This is a genomic window from Pseudooceanicola aquaeponti, assembly GCF_050897975.1.
GTDB lineage: Bacteria > Pseudomonadota > Alphaproteobacteria > Rhodobacterales > Rhodobacteraceae > Pseudooceanicola.
Window position 1 is genome coordinate 16,772 of sequence record NZ_JBPAXY010000014.1, and the last position, 22,859, is coordinate 39,630.

At 64.8% G+C, this 22,859-nt stretch carries 22 protein-coding genes; 13 read left to right on the plus strand and 9 right to left on the minus strand.

All coding sequences use genetic code 11. The annotated features are described in order from the left end of the window. Window positions 1–87 precede the first annotated feature (87 nt). The 10 genes from ACRARE_RS22190 (at window position 88) to ACRARE_RS22235 (ending at window position 6,176) form a co-directional block, all read left to right on the plus strand. Window positions 88–1,287: a DUF932 domain-containing protein gene (locus tag ACRARE_RS22190; protein WP_207020925.1), complete on the plus strand. Its 1,200-nt coding sequence runs from the start codon at window positions 88–90 to the stop codon at window positions 1,285–1,287. Window positions 1,288–1,380: 93 nt separating this feature from the next. After that, a complete protein-coding gene (locus ACRARE_RS22195) occupies window positions 1,381–1,881 on the plus strand; it encodes a hypothetical protein (protein ID WP_007803268.1) in 501 nt (166 codons plus the stop codon). Between the two features lie 96 nt (window positions 1,882–1,977). Next, a complete protein-coding gene (locus tag ACRARE_RS22200; protein ID WP_040546002.1) occupies window positions 1,978–2,496 on the plus strand; it encodes a hypothetical protein in 519 nt (172 codons plus the stop codon). 95 nt (window positions 2,497–2,591) lie between these two features. Further along, window positions 2,592–3,083 (plus strand): DUF6878 family protein, encoded by a 492-nt coding sequence (locus tag ACRARE_RS22205; RefSeq protein ID WP_432658507.1) that lies wholly within the window; start codon window positions 2,592–2,594, stop codon window positions 3,081–3,083. 10 nt (window positions 3,084–3,093) lie between these two features. Continuing rightward, complete coding sequence (locus ACRARE_RS22210; protein WP_432658508.1) at window positions 3,094–3,471, plus strand: DUF6915 family protein; 378 nt, start codon at window positions 3,094–3,096, stop codon at window positions 3,469–3,471. Between the two features lie 270 nt (window positions 3,472–3,741). Further along, window positions 3,742–4,161: a hypothetical protein gene (locus ACRARE_RS22215; protein ID WP_432658509.1), complete on the plus strand. Its 420-nt coding sequence runs from the start codon at window positions 3,742–3,744 to the stop codon at window positions 4,159–4,161. Further along, window positions 4,154–4,798, plus strand: a complete 645-nt coding sequence (locus ACRARE_RS22220; protein ID WP_432658510.1) for a DUF8835 domain-containing pootine — start codon at window positions 4,154–4,156, stop codon at window positions 4,796–4,798. The genes ACRARE_RS22215 and ACRARE_RS22220 overlap by 8 nt, the downstream gene beginning before the upstream one ends. A 65-nt stretch (window positions 4,799–4,863) precedes the next feature. Continuing rightward, entirely contained in the window at window positions 4,864–5,265 is a 402-nt protein-coding gene (locus ACRARE_RS22225; protein WP_112324460.1) for an MbcA/ParS/Xre antitoxin family protein, read from the plus strand. After that, on the plus strand, window positions 5,262–5,963 hold the full coding sequence (locus ACRARE_RS22230; RefSeq protein ID WP_432658511.1) for an RES family NAD+ phosphorylase: 702 nt from the start codon (window positions 5,262–5,264) through the stop codon (window positions 5,961–5,963). Before ACRARE_RS22225 ends, ACRARE_RS22230 begins: the two co-directional genes overlap by 4 nt. Before the next feature lie 36 nt (window positions 5,964–5,999). Then, window positions 6,000–6,176, plus strand: a complete 177-nt coding sequence (locus ACRARE_RS22235; RefSeq protein ID WP_110740141.1) for a DUF1778 domain-containing protein — start codon at window positions 6,000–6,002, stop codon at window positions 6,174–6,176. 82 nt (window positions 6,177–6,258) lie between these two features. On the opposite strand, the gene ACRARE_RS22240 is transcribed toward ACRARE_RS22235, so the two are convergent. The 3 genes from ACRARE_RS22240 to ACRARE_RS22250 form a co-directional block, all read right to left on the minus strand. Beyond that, window positions 6,259–7,176 carry a nucleotidyl transferase AbiEii/AbiGii toxin family protein gene (locus tag ACRARE_RS22240; RefSeq protein ID WP_007803284.1) on the minus strand — a complete coding sequence of 306 codons (918 nt, stop codon included), beginning with the start codon at window positions 7,174–7,176 and terminating at the stop codon, window positions 6,259–6,261. Beyond that, on the minus strand, window positions 7,166–7,978 hold the full coding sequence (locus ACRARE_RS22245) for a type IV toxin-antitoxin system AbiEi family antitoxin domain-containing protein (RefSeq protein WP_007803286.1): 813 nt from the start codon (window positions 7,976–7,978) through the stop codon (window positions 7,166–7,168). The genes ACRARE_RS22240 and ACRARE_RS22245 overlap by 11 nt, the downstream gene beginning before the upstream one ends. Before the next feature lie 365 nt (window positions 7,979–8,343). Next, window positions 8,344–8,640, minus strand: coding sequence for a hypothetical protein (locus ACRARE_RS22250; protein ID WP_432658512.1), 297 nt, complete (start codon window positions 8,638–8,640; stop codon window positions 8,344–8,346). 178 nt (window positions 8,641–8,818) lie between these two features. On the opposite strand from ACRARE_RS22250, the gene ACRARE_RS22255 reads away from it, so the two are divergent. Both ACRARE_RS22255 and ACRARE_RS22260 read left to right on the plus strand, forming a co-directional pair. Beyond that, on the plus strand, window positions 8,819–13,213 hold the full coding sequence (locus ACRARE_RS22255) for a strawberry notch-like NTP hydrolase domain-containing protein (RefSeq protein WP_432658513.1): 4,395 nt from the start codon (window positions 8,819–8,821) through the stop codon (window positions 13,211–13,213). Between the two features lie 3 nt (window positions 13,214–13,216). Beyond that, a complete protein-coding gene (locus ACRARE_RS22260) occupies window positions 13,217–13,759 on the plus strand; it encodes a DUF7146 domain-containing protein (RefSeq protein WP_432658514.1) in 543 nt (180 codons plus the stop codon). A gap of 59 nt (window positions 13,760–13,818) precedes the next feature. Here ACRARE_RS22260 and ACRARE_RS22265 read toward each other — a convergent pair. From ACRARE_RS22265 to ACRARE_RS22290, 6 genes are all read right to left on the minus strand, one after another. After that, window positions 13,819–14,945, minus strand: a protein-coding gene (locus ACRARE_RS22265) for an IS3 family transposase (protein WP_404818002.1) whose coding sequence is annotated in 2 segments (ribosomal slippage) — window positions 13,819–14,675 and window positions 14,675–14,945 — 1,128 coding nt in all. Because the reading frame shifts where the segments join, the coding sequence is not laid out codon by codon here. Window positions 14,946–15,131: 186 nt separating this feature from the next. Next, window positions 15,132–16,472 (minus strand): sigma-54-dependent transcriptional regulator, encoded by a 1,341-nt coding sequence (locus ACRARE_RS22270; RefSeq protein ID WP_432658515.1) that lies wholly within the window; start codon window positions 16,470–16,472, stop codon window positions 15,132–15,134. Continuing rightward, window positions 16,472–18,172, minus strand: coding sequence for a sensor histidine kinase (locus ACRARE_RS22275; RefSeq protein ID WP_432658516.1), 1,701 nt, complete (start codon window positions 18,170–18,172; stop codon window positions 16,472–16,474). The genes ACRARE_RS22270 and ACRARE_RS22275 overlap by 1 nt, the downstream gene beginning before the upstream one ends. 56 nt (window positions 18,173–18,228) lie before the next feature. Then, complete coding sequence (locus ACRARE_RS22280; RefSeq protein WP_432658517.1) at window positions 18,229–20,241, minus strand: TRAP transporter permease; 2,013 nt, start codon at window positions 20,239–20,241, stop codon at window positions 18,229–18,231. Further along, window positions 20,238–20,705: a DUF1850 domain-containing protein gene (locus ACRARE_RS22285; RefSeq protein ID WP_432658518.1), complete on the minus strand. Its 468-nt coding sequence runs from the start codon at window positions 20,703–20,705 to the stop codon at window positions 20,238–20,240. Before ACRARE_RS22285 ends, ACRARE_RS22280 begins: the two co-directional genes overlap by 4 nt. Next, window positions 20,705–21,691, minus strand: coding sequence for a TAXI family TRAP transporter solute-binding subunit (locus ACRARE_RS22290; RefSeq protein WP_010139618.1), 987 nt, complete (start codon window positions 21,689–21,691; stop codon window positions 20,705–20,707). Before ACRARE_RS22290 ends, ACRARE_RS22285 begins: the two co-directional genes overlap by 1 nt. Before the next feature lie 632 nt (window positions 21,692–22,323). Between ACRARE_RS22290 and ACRARE_RS22295 the strand changes: the two genes are divergently transcribed. Continuing rightward, entirely contained in the window at window positions 22,324–22,698 is a 375-nt protein-coding gene (locus ACRARE_RS22295) for a hypothetical protein (RefSeq protein ID WP_432658519.1), read from the plus strand. Window positions 22,699–22,859 lie beyond the last annotated feature (161 nt).

The following is a 22,859-nucleotide window of genomic DNA, read 5'->3' on the forward strand; positions in this document are numbered from 1 at the left end:
CCGAGAGAGTTTGAGGTTGGCCGGTTTCCCGGTGACGGGTTGAGGGCTGGGAGAGTGGCTCCCGGCGCCCGTCGCGGGAGATAGCTGATGGGCGTTGTGGAAGTTCTGGATCCGGTTCAGCCGGCGCGGGCTGGTGGCTGGAAAGTGGATGTCAGCCGGGGCGAGCGGAACGGGCGGGTGTCGTCCGAATGGTTCAACCGGCCGGATGACGAGCGGTATCTGTCGCTCGACGATCTCTGGGCCAATGTGAAGAGTCGCTCCGAGCGCAGCCGCAGCCGCGTGGTGCAGACGGCGGACATCCGCGTAGAGGCCGCGCGCGATAACCCCGAGCGCTTGCACCTGATGCTGCCGAAAGCGCATGAGCCGGTCGCGCCCACGCATTGGGCCTTTGGCCAGCTTTCCAGCATCGTCGGCGCGCCGGCCTCCTACCTGCGGCAGTTGCCCGCGCCGCTAGCGGGGATCAACCTGCAATACGGCCTGACCAACCACCGCGCCGAGCAGGTGAAGACTTTCGAGACGGAAGACGGCCGGACCGAACTGCGCGCCGTGACTGGTCCCGACTACGGTCGCATCCATGACTTCGAGCTTGTCGAGGCGGTGCAGCGCATCGCGGGCAATGGCACGGGCGATACGCGCTGGAAGGTGCCGGGTGTGCTCGACTGGTCGACCGGGGTCTACAACCCCGATGTCGAAATCAGTCGCGACACGACCACGCTCTACGCCTCGGACCGCGACGTCTTCTTGTTCCTGGTCGACGACCGCAATCCGATCGAAGCAGGCAAGTTACCCGACGGCTCCCCCGATCTCTATTTCCGGGGCTTCTATTGCTGGAATTCCGAGGTCGGTGCCAAGACACTCGGCATGGCGAGCTTTTACCTGCGGGCAGTGTGCCAGAACCGCAACCTCTGGGGCGTCGAGGATTTCCAGGAGATCAAGATCCGCCACTCGAAATACGCCGCCTCGCGCTTCGCACATGAGGCGGCTCCGGCGCTGACGCGGTTTGCCAATTCCTCGCCGCAGGGCTTCGTGAACGGCATCAAGGCCGCGCGGCAGCAGGTCGTGGCGCGCAGCGACGAAGACCGCGCGGATTTCCTGCGCAAACGGGGTTTCTCGAAGGCCGAATCCGGCAAGATCATCGAGAAGGTGCTGGTGGAGGAAGGTCGCCCGCCCGAGAGCATCTTCGACTTCGTACAGGGCATTACCCGGCTTGCGCGCGACAAGACTCAGCAGGATGCCCGCCTTGATATGGAAGGGCGCGCCAAGAAGCTTCTCGACCGCGTTGGTTGAGGCGGCGACCGGAGGCGATATCGCCTCCGGTCTCGTTCCTGTTTCATCGATCTGCTACTGTGCCCGACACGTTTAGGTGTTGGAAGTACGCGTATGGAAGAAATTGATTGGTCAGATCGTGCATTTTATGATGACGGCGAATGGGTTACCTGGTCGGAAATCGACGAGCAGCTTCGCTACAAGGAGTGGGGCGCTAAATACCCGAACGCGATCAGGTCTATGATCCCATATTTTGAGGATCTCCTGTCCCTCGCGGAAAGCTATCACCTCGAGACCGGCCTTCACCTCTCTGTCTACGGCGATATCGGTGAGCTGTTCGGTGCTATCACGTACGGTATCAAGCTGAACAAGACCTATGCCCAGGGTGCTGACGGAAGACTTGGCAATGATCATGTCGAGGTCAAGACCATTACGCCATTCAAGACAAAGGATGTGGTTGTGGTCGATACAAATGGGCATTTCAACAAGCTCTTGGTTGTAAAGATCAACGAGGATTTTCAGGTCTCGGGTCGGATGATCGACCGAAAAGATCTTCCAAAGCGCGAAGGGCGCTACTTGCGGGTTCGATGGGGCGATTTACCAACGCCGAAATGATCGGCCCGATCAGCGACAGAGAGTCCGAGGGGGCGGTTTGGTCTTTGACGGTTTGAAGCGGGGAGAGAGGCTCTCCGCACCGTCGGAGATATGCCCATGTTCGACCTTCCTCTCCAAACTCAGCCGGAAACACAGAAGACAGGTTTGCCGCCGAGCTTCCTGACCGTTCTTGCAGATCAAGACTTGCCGTTTGCGCTCACGACGGCTTGCCACGCGTCGGCGGCTCTAATGTCCGGGCAGGCGCACCCCAAGGTACTGGAGCGGTTTGCCACGCTGGCCGAAGCCATGCAGGGGGCAATCGTTCATGCCGAAAATGTCACCCCTGAAGACGCGCCGCGCATCCTGGCGATCCTCGATCGAGAGGGCCGCCTCGTTCTGGCCGGGGCTGTCCATGGTGGCGGGGTTGCATGGTGCCACCCGGTCTCGGATGCCGCCGAAGCCCGCGCCGTCGTGTCCGAGGCCAGCCAGGCCCGCGCGCAGGCCATGCGGGCGGCCGAGTGGCATGAACATGGCCTTGCGCGACGGCTGCGGCACCACGCCGACGTTCTCGATGCCCGTCTTGTCGATCCACTCTGGCGTGTCTTCGCGTCTCGCGCCCTGCAGATCGCGGCGTGACGCCCGAGAGCCAGAGAAGGGCAGGGGAGGATGTGAGCCTAGGAGGACGAGAGAGCCTCGGGGTTCAGATCCTTTCCCTCATTTCGGAGTTTCCAATGTCCAAGATCGAACCCACCCTGGCCGCGCCGATGGCGCCGTCCAGGATTGATTTCGCCGCCGTGCTGGCTCGGCAGTCCGAGCGTGACGCGCGGATCGCAGCTTTGCGTCCGGCCAACAAGGAGCGCCTCTTCGATGGCCTGACTGCCGCGGGCATCACCCATGTGACCGTGAGCTTTGACGGCTATGGCGATAGCGGCCAGGTTGAAAGCATCGAAGCCTACGCTGGCGACGCCGAAGTCACTTTCCCCAAGACCCAGATCGCCTATGCCGCATTGACCTGGGACGACCCGGAGGTCGAGATGCGGGCGCTTTCGCTCGAAGATGTCGTGGAGCAACTGGCGTACGACTTGCTGTCTGACACCCACGGCGGTTGGGAAAACAACGACGGGGCCTACGGCGAATTCTGCTTCGACGCTAGCGCTCGCTCCATTCACCTCGAGTTCAACGAGCGCTTCACCTCGTCCGAACTCTACGCACACGATTTCTGAGGGGGCGGCGATGGCACATCCGTATCACCACGCCCTGTCCTCGGTGAAGAAATGGGGCGGCACGGTCGAGGATTACCTCGCCGTGCATTCCTGGTTCGACCAGAGCAAGGAGATCACAGCCGATTTTCGGCACCGGGCGTTGCGTCACCATGCCGAGGGCATCTTCATGGCCGAGATCATCTTTGGTCAGATCCTCACGCTCTCGACCGGGCGCGTCATCCCCACCCGGTGGGTCGGCGAGCAGCATGTTAAGGAGGACCTCGGCTTCATCCCGAGCTTCGCCGATTGGGTGAAGGCCATTCGGCCCGAGCCTTGGATGGGTCGGACCGAACGGATCGAGGCACAGGTCGATCCGCATCTCGTCTCGCCCGTGGTCGAGGTCACGTGACATGACCGATCCCACTTATCTAAGTCTTGGCTTGCCACCGACCGCTTCGCCACTGGCAGTGGTTCGCGCGGCGGTCCGGGCGCTGCACCCCGACACACGCGCTGTTTGCGGCCTCCGGACGGCGCGCAAGCGCTTCTACCGGCAAATGCTCTGCGCTCATGCCGCACGACAGGCGGCAGACGACACGTCGATCGGCTGATCGCTCCCGACCGACCCTTCCAATCCAGTACTCGGCCTTCTGGCCGGGTCTTCCCCATTCAGGAGGTCCCCATGGCGGATTACTTCACCCATTTCTCATGCCTGCTCGACGTCGGCACTCCCGAAAAGGCGGCCCGAGCACTCGCGCTGTTTCACGATCTGCGCGCTACGGATCAGGACGCCGACGACCCGGAGGTTGCGGGCTTTGCTCTCGTGCGCCAGGACGCGCCCGAGGGCAGCAGCCTCTGGATCCATGATGACGGGAATGGCGATGTCGAAGCCGTCATCCGCTTCGTCTTGCGTCTTGCTGAAGAGCTCGACCTCACCGGCCTTTGGGGGTTCCAGTATGCTCTGACCTGCTCTCGGCCACGACTCGACGCCTTTGGTGGCGGCGCGCATGCCATCGATTCCGGCGCTCGCAAATCCATCGGCTGGTCCAGCACGCAAGAATGGCTGGCCGCCGCATTGAAAGGGGAGGACATCGATGCCTGAGATCATCTGCACCACCGTCTACCAGTTCCTTGAGCTTTCGGATGCGGCCAAAGAGAAGGCCCGCTGCTGGTATCGCGACCTCGGGCCCCACGATGACTGGTGGGATGCGGTCTATGAAGATTTCGAACGGGTCTGCGAAATCCTCGGCATCCGCCTGAAGACCACACCCGTCCGCCTGATGGGCGGCGGGACTCGGGCCAAACCCTGCATCTGGTTTTCCGGTTTCTGGAGCCAGGGCGACGGCGCTTGCTTCGAGGGCTATTGGTTTCACGCCAAGGGCGCGGCCGCGCACATCCGGGACTACGCGCCCACGGACGCGACGCTGCATGGCATCGCCGACCGCCTGCAGGCCATCCAGCGGCGAAACTTCTACAAACTCGCCGCCGAGGCCAGCCACCGTGGCCGCTATTACCATGAATACACCATGTCGGTGGACATCACGCGGGACAGCGCGACCTGGCAGCCGCCGACCGAGGATGCGGAAGAAGTCGTGACCGAGGCGCTGCGTGATCTGGCCCGCTGGCTCTACCGCCAGCTTGAAGCCGAATACGACCACCTCGCTTCGGACGAGGCCATCGAGGAGGGGATCATCGTCAACGCGTATACGTTCACGGAAGGAGGGCGTCGGTTCGGGTAACAGTGATCAAAGCGCAAGGTTCATTTGATCTTTACAGTAAGTCCATATGGACTATATTGAAGCCAATGGAGGACGCCATGTACGTTGCAGAGAAAATCCGGGAACCCGCACAGATCAACGCCGTCGCGTTGAAAGCTTATGCACGCGTGGCCGATGCTTGGGGTCTCAGTCTCAAGGAAGCGGCTGGCCTTGCCGACATGTCAGAGAGCACGTGGAAGCGCGCCAAGAAGCCGGATTTCGCCGGAGAGCTCACCAAGGACCAACTGCTGCGGCTCAGCGCTGTAATTGGCATCTTCAAGTCGCTCGAACTCTACTTCTCGGAGCCTCTGGCAAAAAGCTGGTTTACCCGACCGAACACCGGTCCGCTCTTTGGTGGAAGCCGACCAGTCGACACCGCCATCGACGGGGGGTTGCCGCAGATCCTCGCGGTTCGGACCTATCTTGATGCGTTGCGTGGTGGGGCATGAAGCAGACCGAGATTTCCGATCGCGGTCTCGTTCGTCTCCTGCCCGCCACCTACCACAAGCCACCATCGCTGCGCGGTCTCGTCGATACCGATGACGAGATGGAGATCTTGGCAGAGATCGAGGGCCTGACCAGTGGACGTCTACAGGCCGAACGCGGGCGCAACCCGCATCTGGACCCGCGCGAACTCGCTTGGCAACGCCGCAGCCGCGATCTGCGCATCTATGGGGACAGTCACGTCAACGCAGCCTTCACTTACGCCCGCGCCGGCGGAAACCGCTTCAACGCCGAGGAGCGCGGCGCGTGGTACTGCGCATGGGATGTGATGGTTTCTGTCAGCGAAGTGGCTTGGCACCGCACACGCGAACTCGGCTTTACCGGCAGCTTCCACGATAGCGCCCGCTATGTGGAATTGCTGGCCGACTTCATCGGCGTCTTCGACGACATGACCGATGAGGCAGGTCATCCGGCGCTGCATCCGGATCCGGCTGTCGGGTATCCCGAGGGCCAAAGCCTGGCACAGCATCTGCGTCGGGGCGGATCCAAGGGCCTGATTTACCCTTCGGTCCGGGCTCCTGCACCGGGCGGGAATTGCCTGGTCTGCTTTGAGCCCCACGCAATTCAGAACGTTCGTCCGGGCGCGTCTTGGGATCTTGTGTGGGATGGGACACCGCACTACTCGATTGCGGCCGTCGGCTGATCCGCAAAACCGTACTTGGCCAGGAGGCCTATAAAGATGGCAACGCCTGATATCGAAAGCCCAGACCGCACCGATCTCAAGCAGATCGACCATGAGCGCTTCTTTGAAGCGATAGACTCGCCGCCTTTGCCGACCGAAGCCCTGCGCTCTGCCTTTCATCGGGCGAAAACGCGGTCATTTCAGCGAAACGCAGGGCTTGGAAGCGCCGACTGAGTTCACCCGTCTTCGGCGCCTTCCATCGACGCGATGAGGATGGCCAACGCAAAGCGCCCCTCGCGACGGTGCTGGGCGTGGCTCAGCCCAGGAGCTTCAACAAGGCGTCGCGATGCGTGGCATGTTTTTCGGGGTTGTCGCGCTTCAGTTTGTTCAGGTTGAGGACTTTCCACTTCACGGCCGGTAGCTCAGCGGCTTGCGAGCGGTTGATCGCCGCAAAGTCAGGCTCGCCGTCCTGAAGCGTCAGGAGGAACTGCCTCGCCTTGTCATCGAGCCTCGATTGCAGATCGGCGACCAACTTCAGGCGTGTCGCCAAAAGCGTAGCGAGCGGGACGGGTGTTCTGGTCATGCCTTCGAATTCCCGCGCGTAGGGTTGCTCGAGATCGATCAGGTTCGGATCGAGCAGCTCATGCGCCGGTCGCGGCGAACTGGCGACATAGATCAGGAAGGTGTGGAACAGGTCCTGCGTCAGGCTCTCGTTTTCGTAGAGGAGTGTGACGTCGTAGAGATCCCGGGGATGCTGCCTGTCCAGGGCGGCGTGCAGCTTTCCCGCGAACAGGTCCTCGAACGAGACGATCTGCATTTCGGCATAGCCATAGGCATCCTCCACGGCGGCAGATACGGTCCGGACTTCCGGGTCGTGGACTACGCCCCGGGTCACGGGCGAGGTTTCGATCTTGATCTCGGCATTCCCGAGGCGCGCCAGGAGCCGGGTGGCTCCGCCGCCGCCCCCTTGGATGCGCTGCGATTTCGCGCCTCGGATTCCGGTCTCGATGGAAGCCGCGATGCGATCCATCGCGGCGTTGATCTCGTCCAGGCTCTCGGCGCGTTCCTTGATTGGCAGGTAGGTCAGGTCGATGTCGACCGACAGCCGAGGCAGGTCGCGGTGGAAGAGGTTGATGGCCGTCCCGCCCTTGAGCGCGAAGACGCTTTCGCCCGCGACATTGGGCAGGACGCGCACCAGGAGCGCAACCTGGGCTTCATAGGTCTCACGCGCCATTTTCGGCCTCCGGTTTCACGAATTCTTCTGGCACCATGATCCGATAGCGCGGGTGGATCTTGCCGCCCTGGATCAAGGCTCGGTCGCCGCTGCCGAGGTCGAATGCCTGCGGGTCGATCCGTTTGCGCCAGGAATGATCGTGGCGGTCCGCGAAGACGAAGAACAGGCGCTTGACCTTGATTTTCTGGCACGCTTGCAGGAGGTCGGAAATCAGCCTTGGGCGCAGGGTTGTCAGGCTCTCGAAGACCATGTCGAGCGTGTGGAAACTCTCATGGTGGGGCAACTCGTCCATGGCTTCCAGGATTGCGCGCTCCGGCGTCGACATCGTCAGACCCCAGTCCCATGGCAGGCCAGAATTCTTGCCCTCGATCACGCCCAGCTTCGGATCGGTGAACAAGGAACGGGGGCGGATACTGAAAGGGGCATCCGTCGGCAGTTTGATCAGCCAGTTCGGGACCTTGTCCCCATAGACCCAGACTGGAGCGCTTTCCCCCAGGCGGAGGTAATGGGCATGTCCTTGTTCACCGAGTGCCGTTGTGCTCCCGACATGCAGATCATGACCCATGATATGTTGCATCGAAAGGATGCAGGTCTTCCAGTCGATGCTGTTGGACGCCTGCATATTCGGGACTGGTCGGCGGAAGACACCGCGTGCGATGCGCTCCAGCCAGCCGCGTTTCACATAGTCACGGAAGCTCTCATAGGCGATGCCCTGCGAGACGAGCCATGCCGCGTCGACCAGATACCCGGCGGGTACGGCATCGAGCACTTTCTTCAGATTCTGTGACCTTGCGGTGTCCATGATACTTAAAGTGACAGATTTTCAAAGAGACATCTACAGGTTTCTTTGATGAGAATGCTTTTCCAGCGTTATGGACGCTCCTATCTCACCATTTCCAAAGAACTGAGGGACTAGCCCCAAGGGGAGGGAGATCTGAAGACGCTGGGTTGAGAGACGGCTACGACTTGCGGTGGTTACCGAAGGTCGCAGCGGTGCACCTCCCGGCGTGCCGCCGGAACCAGACCTTGGTCCTTCGGACAGGAGCTTGACCGAGGCTGATGTCCCGAAGGTCCAGTCTGCCAACCTACAGCTTGGCAGCTGCGCTCGGTTTGCCAAACCGCGGTATGGCAGAATCTCCGGCAGGTCGGAGCCAGCCGGTGCCGTTCTCACCTGTTCCCGTCGATCCACTTCGACATGAGCCCCCTGTCGCGAAAGCATTCGTCCGGAACGGCGCGTCGATTAATCCGGGCGAGTTTCTCAGCGAAGGCCACCTGCTTGGACGTGGGCAGCCCGTCCATGTCCGATACCGGCTTCAGCCGGGCCTGAGCCTCGATCCACGTGCTCAAAGATCGCCGGTCTTGCTGAACCTCCCAGGGCAGGAGCGTCCGGTTGCGCAGGGCGAGCGACCGCGCATAGGCAATCTGCTTGGGTGTTACGGGCAGGGCGCGGGTGGTGCTTTCCATGGTGGAACCCCCTTTCTGGCTTGGCTCAGAATATAGAACATAACAAGAACAAAATCAAGCCGAGCTTCCGGGACGCGTCGGATTCGAGAGGGAGAGAGGGGCCGGGAAAGATCAGGTCCGAGGCTGCCCGAGAGAGGGTGTACGGGCCTGATCCTGTCCTTCATTCCGGAGTTTCCCGATGACCCATCTTGCCCCTGTTGCGCAGGCGTCCTTGCCTGCGCCCATTGTCCCGTTGGCAGCAAATCCTGCCCCTGCGATCGTTGCTGTTGCCGAAGCGCTGCAGCCCGATCTGGCGCAAGGGCTTCAGATCGACGCGCTGCGCCTGCGCCGCGAGATGGAACATGCCTTTGGCGGTTCCGATGCGACCGGTGCTTGGGACTGGAAGCTCGCCTATGAGGCGGGCGAGGTGGCGCTGATCCTCTTTCTGCGAAAGTTCGGTCGGGCGCTGCTTGCGCGTGCCGGCTCGCCTGCGGCGCTCTTGCCGATCCTCGCCAAGGTGGCAGGCCTCTTGCCCACGCACACCCGGCGGTCGGAAGAGATGGAGCGCTTTCAGCAATTCTCGACGCCGCTGCCCATGGGGCTCGCGGCTGTGGCGGCAGCACAGATCACGCCCCGTGATCTTGTCCTAGAGCCGTCTGCCGGGACCGGGCTTCTGGCGATCCTCGCCGAGATCGCCGGCGGCACTCTGGCTCTGAACGAGTTGGCCGACACCCGCGCCGATCTTCTTGGCCTGCTGTTCCCGGGCCGCCCGGCCACCCGGTTCGATGCCGCGCAGATCGATGATCATCTCGACGCCTCCTCGAGCCCGAGCGTCGTCCTGATGAACCCGCCCTTCTCGGCCCAAGCCAATGTCGATGGTCGGTCGACCGAGGCGACGGCCCGGCATCTGCGCTCGGCCCTCGCGCGCTTGGTCCCCGGCGGGCGGCTCGTTGCCATCACAGGGGCCGCATTTGCGCCGGATGCGCCTGCCTGGGCCGAGACCTTCGGCCGTCTGACCGAGACGGCCCATCTCGTCTTCACCGGCGCGGTGTCGGGCGTAGCTTTCGCCAAGCACGGCACCAGCTTCGAGACGCGGATTTCTGTCTTCGATAAATGCCGCGGCGGCGAGCCGGGCGGCATCACCGCAGACCTGCGCCAACCCACATCCCCGGACGTGGCACATCTGATGTCCGGGGTCACTGCCGAGGTTCCGCCGCGCCTCGAACTGGATCCAGCTCCTGCTGCGGGGCAGGGCCATTCTTCCCCCTTTCCGGGAAATTCTCACCTCACCACCCGCAAACCCGCCAGCCGATCGCACGCGACCTCTGCAGCCAACCCGGCGACACCTGAAACGCCGATCGAGGCCGAAGACCTGGACTACGCACTCCGCGACGCCGCCGAGGACGCAGATGCCGCACGGCTGTCCGACGCGATCTACGAGACCTTCCGCCTGCAGGCCATTGATCTCCCCGGCGCGGCCCTGCACCCGACCAAGCTCGTGCAATCGGCGGCCATGGCCTCTGTCGCGCCCCCGAAACCGAGCTATCGCCCCAAGCTTCCGGCGACCATCCTGCGCGACGGCCTGCTGTCAGACGCGCAGCTCGAGACCGTCATCTATGCGGGGGAGGCGCATGGCGCGCATCTCACTGGGTCTTGGACCGCGGATGAGACCGGAGACGTGGTCTCCGCTGCACCGGAGGACGCCGCTGACGCCGTCCGCTTCCGCCGGGGTTTCTTCCTCGGCGATGGCACCGGGGCGGGCAAGGGCCGCCAATCGGCCGGGATCCTGCTCGACAATTGGTGCCAGGGCCGCCGCAAGGCGCTCTGGATTTCGAAGAGCGACAAGCTGCTGGAAGATGCGCAGCGCGACTGGTCGGCGCTCGGGCAGGAGCGCCTGCTGGTCACGCCGCTCTCGCGCTTTGCACAAGGCCGCGACATCCCGCTTACCGAGGGCATTCTCTTCACCACCTATGCGACGCTGCGTTCGGAAGAACGAGGTGGGAAGAAATCCCGCGTCGACCAAATCGTCGACTGGCTCGGGGCAGATTTCGACGGGGTGATCCTCTTTGACGAAAGCCATGCCATGGCGAATGCCGCCGGTGGCAAAGGCGAACGCGGCGATACCATGGCCTCGCAGCAGGGCAGGGCGGGTCTGCGGCTGCAGCACAAACTGCCGAATGCCCGCGTGGTCTATGTCTCGGCCACGGGCGCGACGACGGTCCACAACCTTGCCTATGCGCAGCGTCTCGGGCTTTGGGGCGGGGAGGATTTCCCCTTTCAGACCCGGTCGGAATTCGTGGAAGCCATTGAGGCTGGCGGTGTCGCGGCGATGGAGGTTCTGGCCCGCGACCTTCGGGCGCTCGGCCTCTACACAGCGCGGTCGCTTTCCTATGACGGTGTCGAATACGAGATGCTGGAACACGCGCTCAGCCCCGAGCAGCGCGGCATTTACGATGCCTATGCCGAGGCCTTCGCCATCATTCACAACAACCTGACCGCGGCGTTGGAGGCTGCGAACATTTCCGGCGCGGCCGACGGGCCGAGCGGGTCGGGCACGCTGAACCGCCAGGCCAAATCCGCCGCGCGGTCAGCTTTCGAGTCCGCCAAACAGAGGTTCTTCGGTCACCTGCTCACTTCGATGAAGACGCCGACCCTCATTGCCAGCATCGAGGCCGATCTGGATGCGGGTCATGCGGCGGTCATCCAGATTGTCTCGACGGGCGAGGCACTGATGGAACGCCGCCTGTCGGAGATCCCGACCGACGAATGGAACGATATCCGCTGTGACATCACTCCCAGGGAGTATGTCCTGGACTACCTCGCCCATTCTTTCCCGGTGCAGCTCTACGAGCCTTTCACCGACAGCGAGGGCAATCTCTCGTCCCGGCCCGTAGTGCGGGATGGTCAGCCGGTCGAGTGCCGCGAAGCCGCCCGCAGGCGCGATGCGCTGATCGAGAAGCTGGCCAGCCTGCCGCCCGTGCCGGGGGCGCTCGACCAGATCGTCCAGCGCTTCGGCACCGACCTCGTGGCCGAGGTCACGGGGCGTTCACGGCGCATCGTGCGCAAGGGCGAAGGGCATTCGGCACGGCTCGTGGTGGAGAACCGGGCCGGAGCCGCGAACCTCACTGAGACCCAAGCCTTCATGGATGACGAAAAGCGCATCCTGATCTTCTCGGATGCTGGCGGCACCGGGCGCAGCTATCACGCCGATCTCGGGGCGAAGAACCAGCGCCTGCGGGTCCACTACCTCTTGGAACCCGGCTGGAAGGCAGACGCGGCGATTCAGGGCCTCGGACGCACCAACCGAACCAACCAGGCGCAGCCGCCGCTCTTCCGGCCGGTGGCCACCGATGTCAAAGCGGAGAAGCGGTTCCTGTCGACCATTGCGCGACGTCTCGACACGCTTGGCGCTATAACGCGCGGCCAGCGCCAGACCGGCGGGCAAGGGCTGTTCCGGCCCGAAGACAACCTCGAGTCGCCCTACGCCCGCGACGCCCTGCGCCAGCTTTACCGCCGCATCTATCGCGGCGATCTGGCGGGATGTTCGCTCGGGGCCTTCGAGGATGCCACTGGCCTTGGGCTCACCGATGACAACGGGCTGAAGGATGACCTGCCGCCGATCACGACCTTCCTCAATCGCCTGCTGGCGTTGACGATCGACATGCAGGCCGTGTTGTTCGCGGGTTTCGAGGAGCTGCTCGATCAGCGAATTGAGGGCGCCATCGCCGCCGGGGTCTATGATCTCGGGCTCGAGACACTTCGTGCCGAGAGCTTCCGGGTGACCGACGCACAGGTCATCTACACCCATCCGGGCTCCGGCGCGGAAACCCAGCTGCTGACCATCGCGGAAAAGCGCCGCAACACGCCTACCTCGCTGGCCGATGCGCTCGACTGGTTGGATGACCCGCAGGCGCGGTGTCTCATCAACAGCCGCTCGGGCCGGGCTGCCGTGCAGGTTCCCGCCACCAGTCACATGCTGGACGATGGGACCATCGAGCCGCGCCTGCGCCTGATCCGCCCGCTTGATGCCAGCACAGTCCCGGCGAGGATCATGGAGGACACCCACTGGCTCGAGGCCGACCGTGCAGCCTTCTCCGCCGCCTGGACCGGGGAACTGGCCGAGGTGCCGGAGTTCTCCGAAGCCACGCTGCACATCGTCGCAGGTCTGCTGCTGCCGATCTGGAAACAGCTTCCCCAGGATGAAACCCGCGTCTACCGCCTGCAGACCGATGACGGGCAGCGCATCATCGGCCGCCGCGTCTCGCCTGCCTGGGTCGCGACCACGCTGGCCGCCGATGCGCCCAAGCTCTCGGCCGCGCAGGTCCATGCCCTCGTTCTGGAGGGCAAGACCGCGGTGTGCCTGTCCGAAGGGATGGAATTGCACCGCTCGCGCGTCATGGGCGCGAACCGGATCGAACTCTCGGGCTTCTCGGAGGCAGCCAAGGATCGGCTCAAGGCCGATGGCTTCTTCTCGGAGATTATTAGTTGGAAGCTTCGGCTGTTTTGCCCGACCGACGCCGATGGCGTCGCGACACTGGATCGTCTGCTTGCACGTTGTCCTGTCGCAAGGCTACATGATCGCGGAGGTTGTTGACCCATGTATTCCGAGACCGAAGACCTCGTGCGCGATCTGGCAGAAAATGCCGAAGGCGTCTGTCGTGCCTACCTTCCCGCCGGACGGCGGGAAGGATCCTACTGGATCGTCGGCGATCTGCAGAACAACCCCGGTCGGTCGCTCTTCGTGCGGTTGACGGGCCCTGCGTCGGGACCAGGAGCAGCGGGCAAGTTTACGGATGGGGCCACAGGCGAGCATGGCGATCTCCTGGACATCATCCGCGCCCGGACGGGGATCACGCGCTTCCCCGACCTTCTCGCCGAGGCCCGAGCGCATCTTGGCCGTCCGCAGCCGGTCGTCCCGGGTAGGCAAGAGCCGAGGAAGGCCAAGGCGACCGGTGGCACTCCTGCGGCGGCGGCGCGCTTGTTTGCTGCCTCGGTGCCGGTCGCAGGCACGCTTGCTGAGACCTACCTCCGTTCCCGAGGCATCACCCAATTCGGGGCGAACGGCGCCTTACGCTTCCACCCGAAGTGCTGGCATCGGGAAGAGGGGCAGACCCGGAGCATCCCCAAACCGGCGATGTGAAGTGGTCCTATCATTTCGGACAGGTTTGCAGCGTTTCTAAGGTGTATCGGGTTTAGGTTTCATGCTGCTTTTTGCTCTTCCAAGCCTGCCCAATATGCGTCGTCTGGCGTCCGCCGATCAAGCCCGGAATGGGGCCGCTTGGTGTTGTAGAAGGCCATCCAGTCCTTAACGACGCGCCGCGCCTGGAAGCCGTCGGTGATTTCCTCAAGGTAGATGGCCTCTTGTTTCAGGCTTCGCCAGAGGCGCTCGATGAAGATGTTGTCGAGGTAACGGCCGCGCCCATCCATCGAGATGCGCACGCCTGCCTCGGTCAACGTCGCGATCCAGGCCGATCCCGTGAACTGCGACCCTTGATCTGTATTCATGATCTCCGGTGGGCCGTGTTTCGCGATGGCCTCGTTCAGAGCCTCGACACAGAAGTCGGCATGCATCGTGTTCGACAGCCGCCAGCTGAGCACCTTGCGCGTGGCCCAATCCATGATGGCAACCAGATACAGGAAGCCGTTCTTGACCGGCACGAAGGTGATATCCGCACACCAGACCTGGTTGGGTCGGTCGATCTGCATTTTCCTCAGCAGATACGGATAAACCGGGTGCTGCGGATGCCGCTGGCTGGTTCTGGGGCGCTTGTAGATTGCCTCCAGCCCCATCTTCGCCATCAGTCGGCGCACGCGATGGCGGCCCACGACGGTGCCTTCCCGGCGCAGATAGGCCGCGATCTGGCGTGACCCGAAGAACGGATACTTCGTGAACACGCGGTCAATCTCTTTCATCATCGCCAGCGTCTCGGCATCAACACCGACCGGCGTGTAGTAGAACGCCGACCGGCTCAGGTTCACCAGCTTGCATTGCCGGCTGATGCTCAGTTCGGGATGGTCGCGCTGGACCATCGACCGTTTCTTTGCCGGGCTCACCTCTTGAGCCCTTCCGACAAAAAATCGTTCTCCACCGCCAGCCTCCCGATCTTGGCGTGAAGCTCCTTGACTTCGGCTTCGGTCGGGCCGCTTTGCTTGCCGCCCGAGAATACGTCCGCCATGCCCTCGATGGCCTGCCGCTTCCACGTGCTGACCTGGTTAGGGTGTAGCTGATGCTTCGCCGCGATCTCCTGCACGGTCTTGTCGCCACGCAGCGCTTCCAACGCCACCTTGGCCTTAAACTGGTCTGTAAAGTTCCGGCGCTTCGCCATTCTCGTATCCCTTCAAAGGTTTGGGATACACCTTAGCCGACTGTCCGGATTCCTAGGACCACTTCACCTCGTCGGGGACTTGCCGAATGGCCGAGGGCTGTCACCTTGCCGCTTCGACGGCAGGGCGATCCCGGGCGCGCGCCATTGCAGGACCGACGCTCGCCCTCGCTTGCCGCGTGCGATGACCTAGGCCTCGCGGTCGCTGCCGGAATCCGAGGTCAGCCCGTAGCGGCGCATCTTGTCGTTCAGGGTGCGGCGCGGGATGCCGAGGGTCTGCGAGGCGCGCAGGGTGTTGCCGGCGTGGGCATCGAGGACGGCGGCGATCTCGCGGGCCTCGAATTCGGCCACCCGGTCGGCAAGGGTCGCAGGCCCGGCCGCAGCGGCAGAGGGGGCGGGCGCGCCGGTCGGCATGTCCAGCAGGCCAAGCGCATAGGCCTCGGCGCTGGCCTTCAGCTCCCGGACATTGCCGGGCCAGGCGAGGCGCTTGAGTTTCTCCTGCAGCAGCCAGGGCAGGTCGGGGTCGGGGCGGCCATAGCGCCGGGCAGCAAGCTGGGCGTAATGGGCAAAGAGCAGGGGGATGTCCTCTCCGGCCTCGCGCAGGGTCGGGGTGGCAAGCTCGGTGCCGGCGAGACGGAAGAACAGGTCGCTGCGGAAGCCCTCGAGCAGGCGCAGCGAGGCCTTGGTGGTGGTGATCACCCGCACGTCCAGCGGCCGTGGCGCGGTTTCCCCGATGCGCTCGATGGCCCGTTCCTGCAGGACACGCAACAGCTTGGCCTGGATCGCGGGCGCCATGGTCTCGACCTCGTCGAGCATCAGCGTGCCGCCATGGGCGGCTTCCAGCTTGCCAGGGCGCCCGCCTGCGTCATGGGCGAAGGTGCTCTGGTCGTGGCCGAAGAGGATCGTCTCGGCCATTGACAAGGGCAGCGCGGCGCAGTTCAGCGCCACGAAGGGCCCCTCGGCGCGGCTGCTGCCCGCATGGATGGCGCGCGCCGCCAGCTCCTTGCCGGTGCCGGTCTCGCCGGTGATCACCACGTCGAGATCGACCGAGGCCAGCGCCGCGATCCGGTCGCGGAAGGCGCGCATGGCGCGGGACTTGCCAAGCAGGCTGACCTGGTCCCGCTCGGACAGGACCCGTTGCAGCCGCGACACCTCTTGCCGGGCCGCCTGGGCATCGACGGTGCGGCGGATGATCGACAGCAGATGCGCCGAGTCATAGGGTTTTTCCAGGAAGTCATCGGCCCCGGCGCGGATCGCCTCGACCGCATGGGCGACATCGCCATGCCCGGTGACCAGCACCACCGGCGCGGCAATCGACTGGGCCCGCATCGCCCTGAGCAGTCCGATCCCGTCCATGCCCGGCATCCGAAGATCGCTGATCACCATGTCGGGCGGATTTTCGGGGGCCACGGCCAGCAGCGCGGCGGCTGAGCCGAAGGCGCCGACCTCGTAGCCCGCCGTCTCGACCAGGTCGGCCAGTGCGGCCAGGTGATCGGCGTCGTCGTCGACGATATGAATTCGGGCTGCCATCACGTCCTGTCTTCGTCGGGGTCGGCAAGGGGCAGGGTGACGCTCACCCGGGTGCCCTCCTGCGGGATGGAGCGAATATCCAGCGTTCCGCGGAAATCGGCAAGGATCGCCTTGCAGATCGCCAGCCCCAGCCCGAGGCCCTCGCCGGTCTGCTTGGTCGAGAAGAACGGATCCTCGACCCGTGGCAGGTCCTCGGCGGCGATGCCGCTGCCGTTGTCGCAGACGGTGATCCGCGCCGCGTTGCCCTCGCGGGCCAGGGTGATCGAGACCTCGGGCGCGGCGACGGCCTCGACCGCGTCGAGGGCATTGAGCAGCAGGTTGGCGACCACCTGTTCGATGCGCACCCCGCCGGCCATGGCCGGAACCGGTTCGCCGGGCAGGTGCAGCACCGGGGCGACACCGACGGTGCGGGCGCGCGGCAGCACCAGGTCCAGCGCCGAGCGGATCGGGGCCCGCAGGTCGATGCGCGACAGCTCGACCCGGTCCTTGCGGGCAAAGCTGCGCAGGTGCTTGGTGGTGCGCTGCATGCGGCGGATCATGTCGCGGGCCTTGGTGATCCGCGCAGGGGTGCGGGTGTCGCCCGGCGGGATGCCCAGCTCGGCGGCGGCCAGCGTGGCCTCCATCGCGGCCAGGGGCTGGCTGATCTCGTGTACGATGGCGGCGGACATACGGCCCATGGCGGCCATCTTCTCGGTGTGGATCAGCGCCTCCTGGGTGCGACGCAGGTCGGCTTCGGCCTGCTTGCGGGCCTCGATCTCCCAGCCGAGATCAGCGGTACGCTCGATCACCATGGCTTCCATCTTCTCGGACTGCGACAGGCGCATGGCGATGAGCTGGCGGCGCTGTTCCAGACCATGCAGGGTGGCCGAGACGGCAAGGGTCGCCAGCGCGGCCAGCGCCGCCCAGGCCCAGGCCACCAGGTGCACCCCGCGCAGGGGCCGGGCGGCGATGACCTGACCGCCGGTCGCGGGCACCTGGCCGATGCGGGCGATCCAGCTGTCGCCGCGCGCGTCGGCGCCCTCGGGCGGGGCGATGAGCAGCGGGGTGGCCGCGTCCAGCCCCACGCCCTCGTAGGTGCGCGCCCCGGTCAGGCTGCCCAGTACCGCTTCCGGCAGCGCCACCAGCGGCCGGTACTGCCACTCCGGACGGGCTGAGAGGAAGACCACCCCGTGTTCATCGGCCAGGGCCACATCGGCCTCGGCGGCACGCCAGGTTTCCTGCAGTGGCTGCAGGTCCAGCTTGACCACCACCACGCCGGGGCTGCCGGCGACCTCGACCCGGGCCGAGAGGAAATAGCCTGGCACGCCGGTGGTCACGCCGATGGCGTAGTAGCTGCCGAAGCCGCTCTGCATGGCCTCCTGGAAGTAAGGGCGGAAGGCGTAGTTCTGGCCGACGAAGCTTTCCGGCAGGTTCCAGTTCGAGGCGGCGATGGTCTGCCCGGTCGCATCCAGCAGGTAGAGGACATCGGCCCCGGTATGGGCCGAGACGGCCTGCAGGTAGGCGTTGGCCTCCTGCAAGGTCCCGGTGCCCGAGAGCGCCCCGCGGATCCGCGCATCCTCGCCGGTGACCGAGGGCAGGGCGCGCAGGCGGTTGATCTCGGCCTCGACGGCGCGGGTGGTCAGCAGCAGCGTCTGATCCAGTTCGTGCCCGGCGGTGGCGACCGCGCGCGATTGCGCGGCGAACCATGCCAGCGTCGCCATGAGCACCGCGCATGCGAGAGACCGCGCCAGGATCATGGCGCGGCCTTGCCTTTGCGTCATGCCGCCAGACCGGCGCCGTCGTCGCGGTCCCGGCGCGCCTGCACCCAGTTCAGCGCCAGCAGCGCCACCACCAGGGCCGCACCGGCGATCTCGATGCTCAGCGAGGGCCAGAACAGCGCCACGATGCCGGGCATCAGCAGCACCCGCATCCACAGCTGCATGGGACGCCACAGGAAGGCCTCGAGGACGGCGGCGAAGGCCACCAGCCCGAGGATCGCGATGGCGCCGCTCCAGAGCACCAGCGGCAGCGGGCCGCCGAGGATGATCTCGTCGTTGTAGACCATGAAGAGCGGGATCAGGTAGAGGCCCTTGGCGTATTTCCACGCCTGGACGCTGGTCTCCATCGGCTTCGAGCCGGCGATGGCGGCGCCGGCGAAACCGGCCAGGGCCACGGGCGGGGTCACGTTGCTGTCCTGCGAGTACCAGAAGACCACCAGGTGGGCGATCAGCAGCGGCACGCCGAACTCTTCGGTCAGGGCCGGGCCGACGAGGATGATCAGCACGATATAGGCTGCCGTTACCGGCAGGCCCATGCCGAGGATCAGCGAGGCCAGGACCACGAGGATCAGCGCCAGCAGCAGGTTGCCGCCCGAGAAGGCGATCATCATGGCCGAGAACTTCAGCCCCAGACCGGTCAGCCCGACGACACCGACGATGATGCCGGCGACGGCACAGGCCATCGACACGGCCACGGCATTGCGCGCGCCCAGCTCAAGCGCCTCCAGCGTCAGGGCAATGCCCCGGCGGCAGAGGGCGATGAAGCCGGCGGCACTGGGCCCGGAGGTGGCGAAGGTCCAGAGCGCGCGGGCCGCGGCGGCGGCGAGGATCGCGCCGATGGCATAGAAGCCGACGCGCATCGGCGAATAGCCCGCGACCAGCAGCGCGATCAGCGCCACCAGCGGCAACAGGAAGTGCCAGCCCTCGGCCAGGACCGTGCGGGTGCGCGGCAGCTCGGCGGCATCAAGGCCGGTCATGCCCTGCTTGACGGCGGCGATATGCACCATCAGGTAGACCACGCCGAAGTAGAGCACGGCCGGGAAGATCGAGATCAGCACGATGTCCACGTAGGGCACTCGGGTGAACTCGGACATCAGGAAGGCGCCGGCGCCCATCAGGGGCGGCATGATCTGCCCGCCGGTCGAGGCCGCGGCCTCGATCCCGCCGGCCTGGGCGGGGCGATAGCCCAGCTTCTTCATCAGCGGGATGGTGAAGGCGCCGGTGGTGACCACGTTGGCGATCGCTGAGCCGCTGATCGAGCCCATGCCGGCGCTGGCGATCACCGCCGCCTTGGCCGGGCCGCCGCGCTGCCGCCCGGTGGCGGCATAGGCGAGGTCTATGAAGAACTTGCCCGCGCCGGTCACCTCGAGGAAGGCGCCGAAGAGCACGAAGATGAAGACGAAGGTGGCAGCCACCCCCAGCGGGATGCCGTAGATGCCCTCGGCCCCCAGGGTCATCTGGCTGGCGAGGCGGTCCAGCGAGTAGCCGCGGTGGTTGAGGATGCCGGGCATCCAGTCGGCGAGGAAGGGCAGCTCTCCGCGGTTGCCGGCGAAGGCATAGATGACGAAGACCACGCCGATCACGGTCATGCCCAGGCCGACGGACCGGCGGGCGCCCTCGAGCACCACGAGAACGGTGAGCACGCCCATCCAGACGTCGATCTGGCGCGGGAAGATCTGGTTGGCGATGGTGTCGATGTTCATCGGCACCCAGGCCCCGACCGCGATGCTGCACAGGATCAGCGCGCCGTCGATGAGCCAGCCGAGCGCGCCGCGCGTGCGGTCCCGCCCGAAGGCCGGGTAGATCAGGAAGCACAGCACCAGGATGAACCCCAGGTGGATCGGGCGCTGGAAGAACAGGCCCAGGGGCTGCACCCCCGCCGACCAGAGCTGGAACAGAGACAGGGCGATGCCGATCACTGTGATCGCGCCCAGCACGAAGCGCGGCTGCGGCATCGGGCCGGTTGCCGGGCCAGAGTTAGGGCCAGTTGTGGTTTCGTTGTCCGTCGTCATTTGTCCTCTGTCCCCCTCAGGGCGATCCGAACCCGCTCGTGCGTGGCGACCGCCGACAGGGATACCTCCCTGTCACCCATCCTGATCCGGTGATCGACCGGCCCGGCCCCCGGTCGCAGCACATAGGCGTCGCCCGGCACGGGTTCGTCGATATCCAGTATGAAGTAGCCACCCTGTCCATCGGTGACCTGGCGTCCGCGTCCGGGAATGTGGTCGAGCCCGGCTGCGAAATCCGGCAGGTGCGACCAGACCAGCACCATGTGCCCGTTGCGGTTCTGGTAGCAGTCGGAGACCTCGAAGCCCTTGACCGAGTGATGCCAGAGCACGCACCAGCGTCCGCCCTCGGGCACCTCGAAACGCGCGATCTCCTCGCCGCTTTCGCGGGTCGCCAGAAGGATCTCTGCCCGGACGATGCCGGGCAGGGACAGGAGGAGGGCCAGAAGCCCTCCGCTGATGCCGCGCATCACGGGCGCAGGCGATCCGGGACCTCGGCCCCGATTTCCTCGAAGTAGCGGATCGCGCCGGGGTGCAGCGGCACCGGGGTCGCGCCGAGGGTGAACTCGACCGTGGTCTGGTTCGCCGCCGGGTGCACCGCCTGCAGCTCGGCAATGTTCTCGAACATGGCGCTGGTGATCGCATAGGCCAGGTCGTCGGACATCTCGGAGGAGACGGCCAGCACGTTGGGAATGCCCAGCACGTCCATGTCCTCGTCGACGCCGGTGTAGGTGCCACCGGCCAGGGTGCTGACGGCGAAGGTCGCGTCGGCGGCCTTGGCGGCTTCGAGCTGCTCGGGCGTCAGGGTGATGAACGAGATGTTCTGGGTGGTGGCCAGGTTCAGCACCGAGGAGGTCGGCGCGCCGACCGACCAGAAGCCCACGTCGATATCACCGTTGGCCAGCGCGTCGGCGGTCTCGTTGAAGTTCAGGCGCTGCTCTTCGATGTCGTCGTAGCTGATGCCGTTGGCGTCCAGGATGGCGGCGGTGTTGACCTCGGTGCCCGAGCCGGGCGCGCCGACCGACACGCGCTTGCCGCGCAGGTCTTCCAGGGTCGAGATGCCGCTGCCTTCCAGGGTGACGATATGCACCATGTTGGAATAGAGCGAGGCCAGGCCGCGCACCATCGACAGCTGCTGGCCCTCAAAGCGGCCGGTGCCGCTGTAGGCCTGGGCGACGGTATCGGCCAGGGCGATGGCGAGGTCCGCATCGCCGGTGGCGATCAGGCCCATGTTCTCGACCGAGGCGCCGGTGACTTCGGCAGTGGCCGAGTAGCCGTCGATATGGGTGTTGATGATTTCGGCCAGGCCGCCGCCGAGCGGGTAGTAGACGCCGCCCGTGCCGCCGGTCGCGATCGACAGCTGGCTTTGCGCCAGTGCCGGCGTGCCGAGGCCGAGCGCCACCAGCGCCGCCGTTCCGATCAGGCCCTTGGGCCCGCGAAGAAGTCCGTCAAGCATTCTGTCCTCCCATGACATTGTCGTCTTCAAAGTGTCTCGCGATCCTCCCGCGACGGTCGCAGGTTCTCAGAACTGCCGCCGGAAGTGCATGATTTTCTGGCGTGCTGCGCCAATTGCGTGGCAATCGACCGCCATGCCCGAGGCAGGATTTTGCCACGGCGGGGTGTCTCGTGTCCACTTCCGCGCGGCCCGCTGCGGACCAGATCCGGGACGGCGCGCGCAGGGTGATAGGAAAACCCGTTCGGGCGAATAGACATACGCCGGGGAATTTTCTGCTAGGGTCGGATCGCACGTACCGGGACAGACGGACTGCGAAAAGTGCAGGGGGAAAGGACAGTTATCCACGACAGACAGAAAAGGAGACGCCCATGCACGATCAGGGGGGAACAGGGCTTGGTCAAGGGACAAGGGACCAGGCAGAGGATCTTTCCGGACAGAGCCCCCAAAAGGGATTTGTGCAACATGTGTAACCGCCCGTTGCGCAAGGGGTAATTTCAGAGCTGCTTTCCGCGCTTCACCGGGTGCTGACATGTGTCCGGCCTCTGATGCGGCCTTGGTCATGCCGCGGGCCCGTATGGTCAGCCTCGACGCGGACACGATATCCATCGACAGGCTGATAGGGGGATGGAACCATGACTAGTCGACTTGATACCCGTATCGAGGAACTTCGAGCCAGACGAAGCGGCACACTCCGGAAGACGGAGGCTGAGCTCGCGGAGATGCAAGCTCAGCTCGAACGCAGCGTCGAGGCCTTTGAAAAGGGGGTGGCGGCAGAGGTAAATCGGATTGGCGGCGTGATGCAGGTCACAGGACGAAGGGTTGTTGCAGCAGAGAAACGGCAAGCAGAGCTTGAGGCGAATCTTGCCGCCCTAGCGGAAGAAAGTAGGGTACTCCTACGGAGACACAGTAGGCTTGGCCTCGGGATACTAATCGGAAGCGCCATGATAGGTGGCGTGATCGTCTTTGGCGCTGCGTGGGATGCGGCTCTTGAATGTTGGTATATGTGAGACGCCGCTCGAAGCTCACTCGTAAAAGCGAAATTGTTGAATCGTAAGCATCCGGCGTAGGCCGTGGTCATGCTGCGCGCCGGCGCTCCGATGGCTGCCAATTCCAGGGCAGAAGGTCCGGCACGCGTGATGCCGTTGTGCTGGGGAGCCGAGCGAGGACG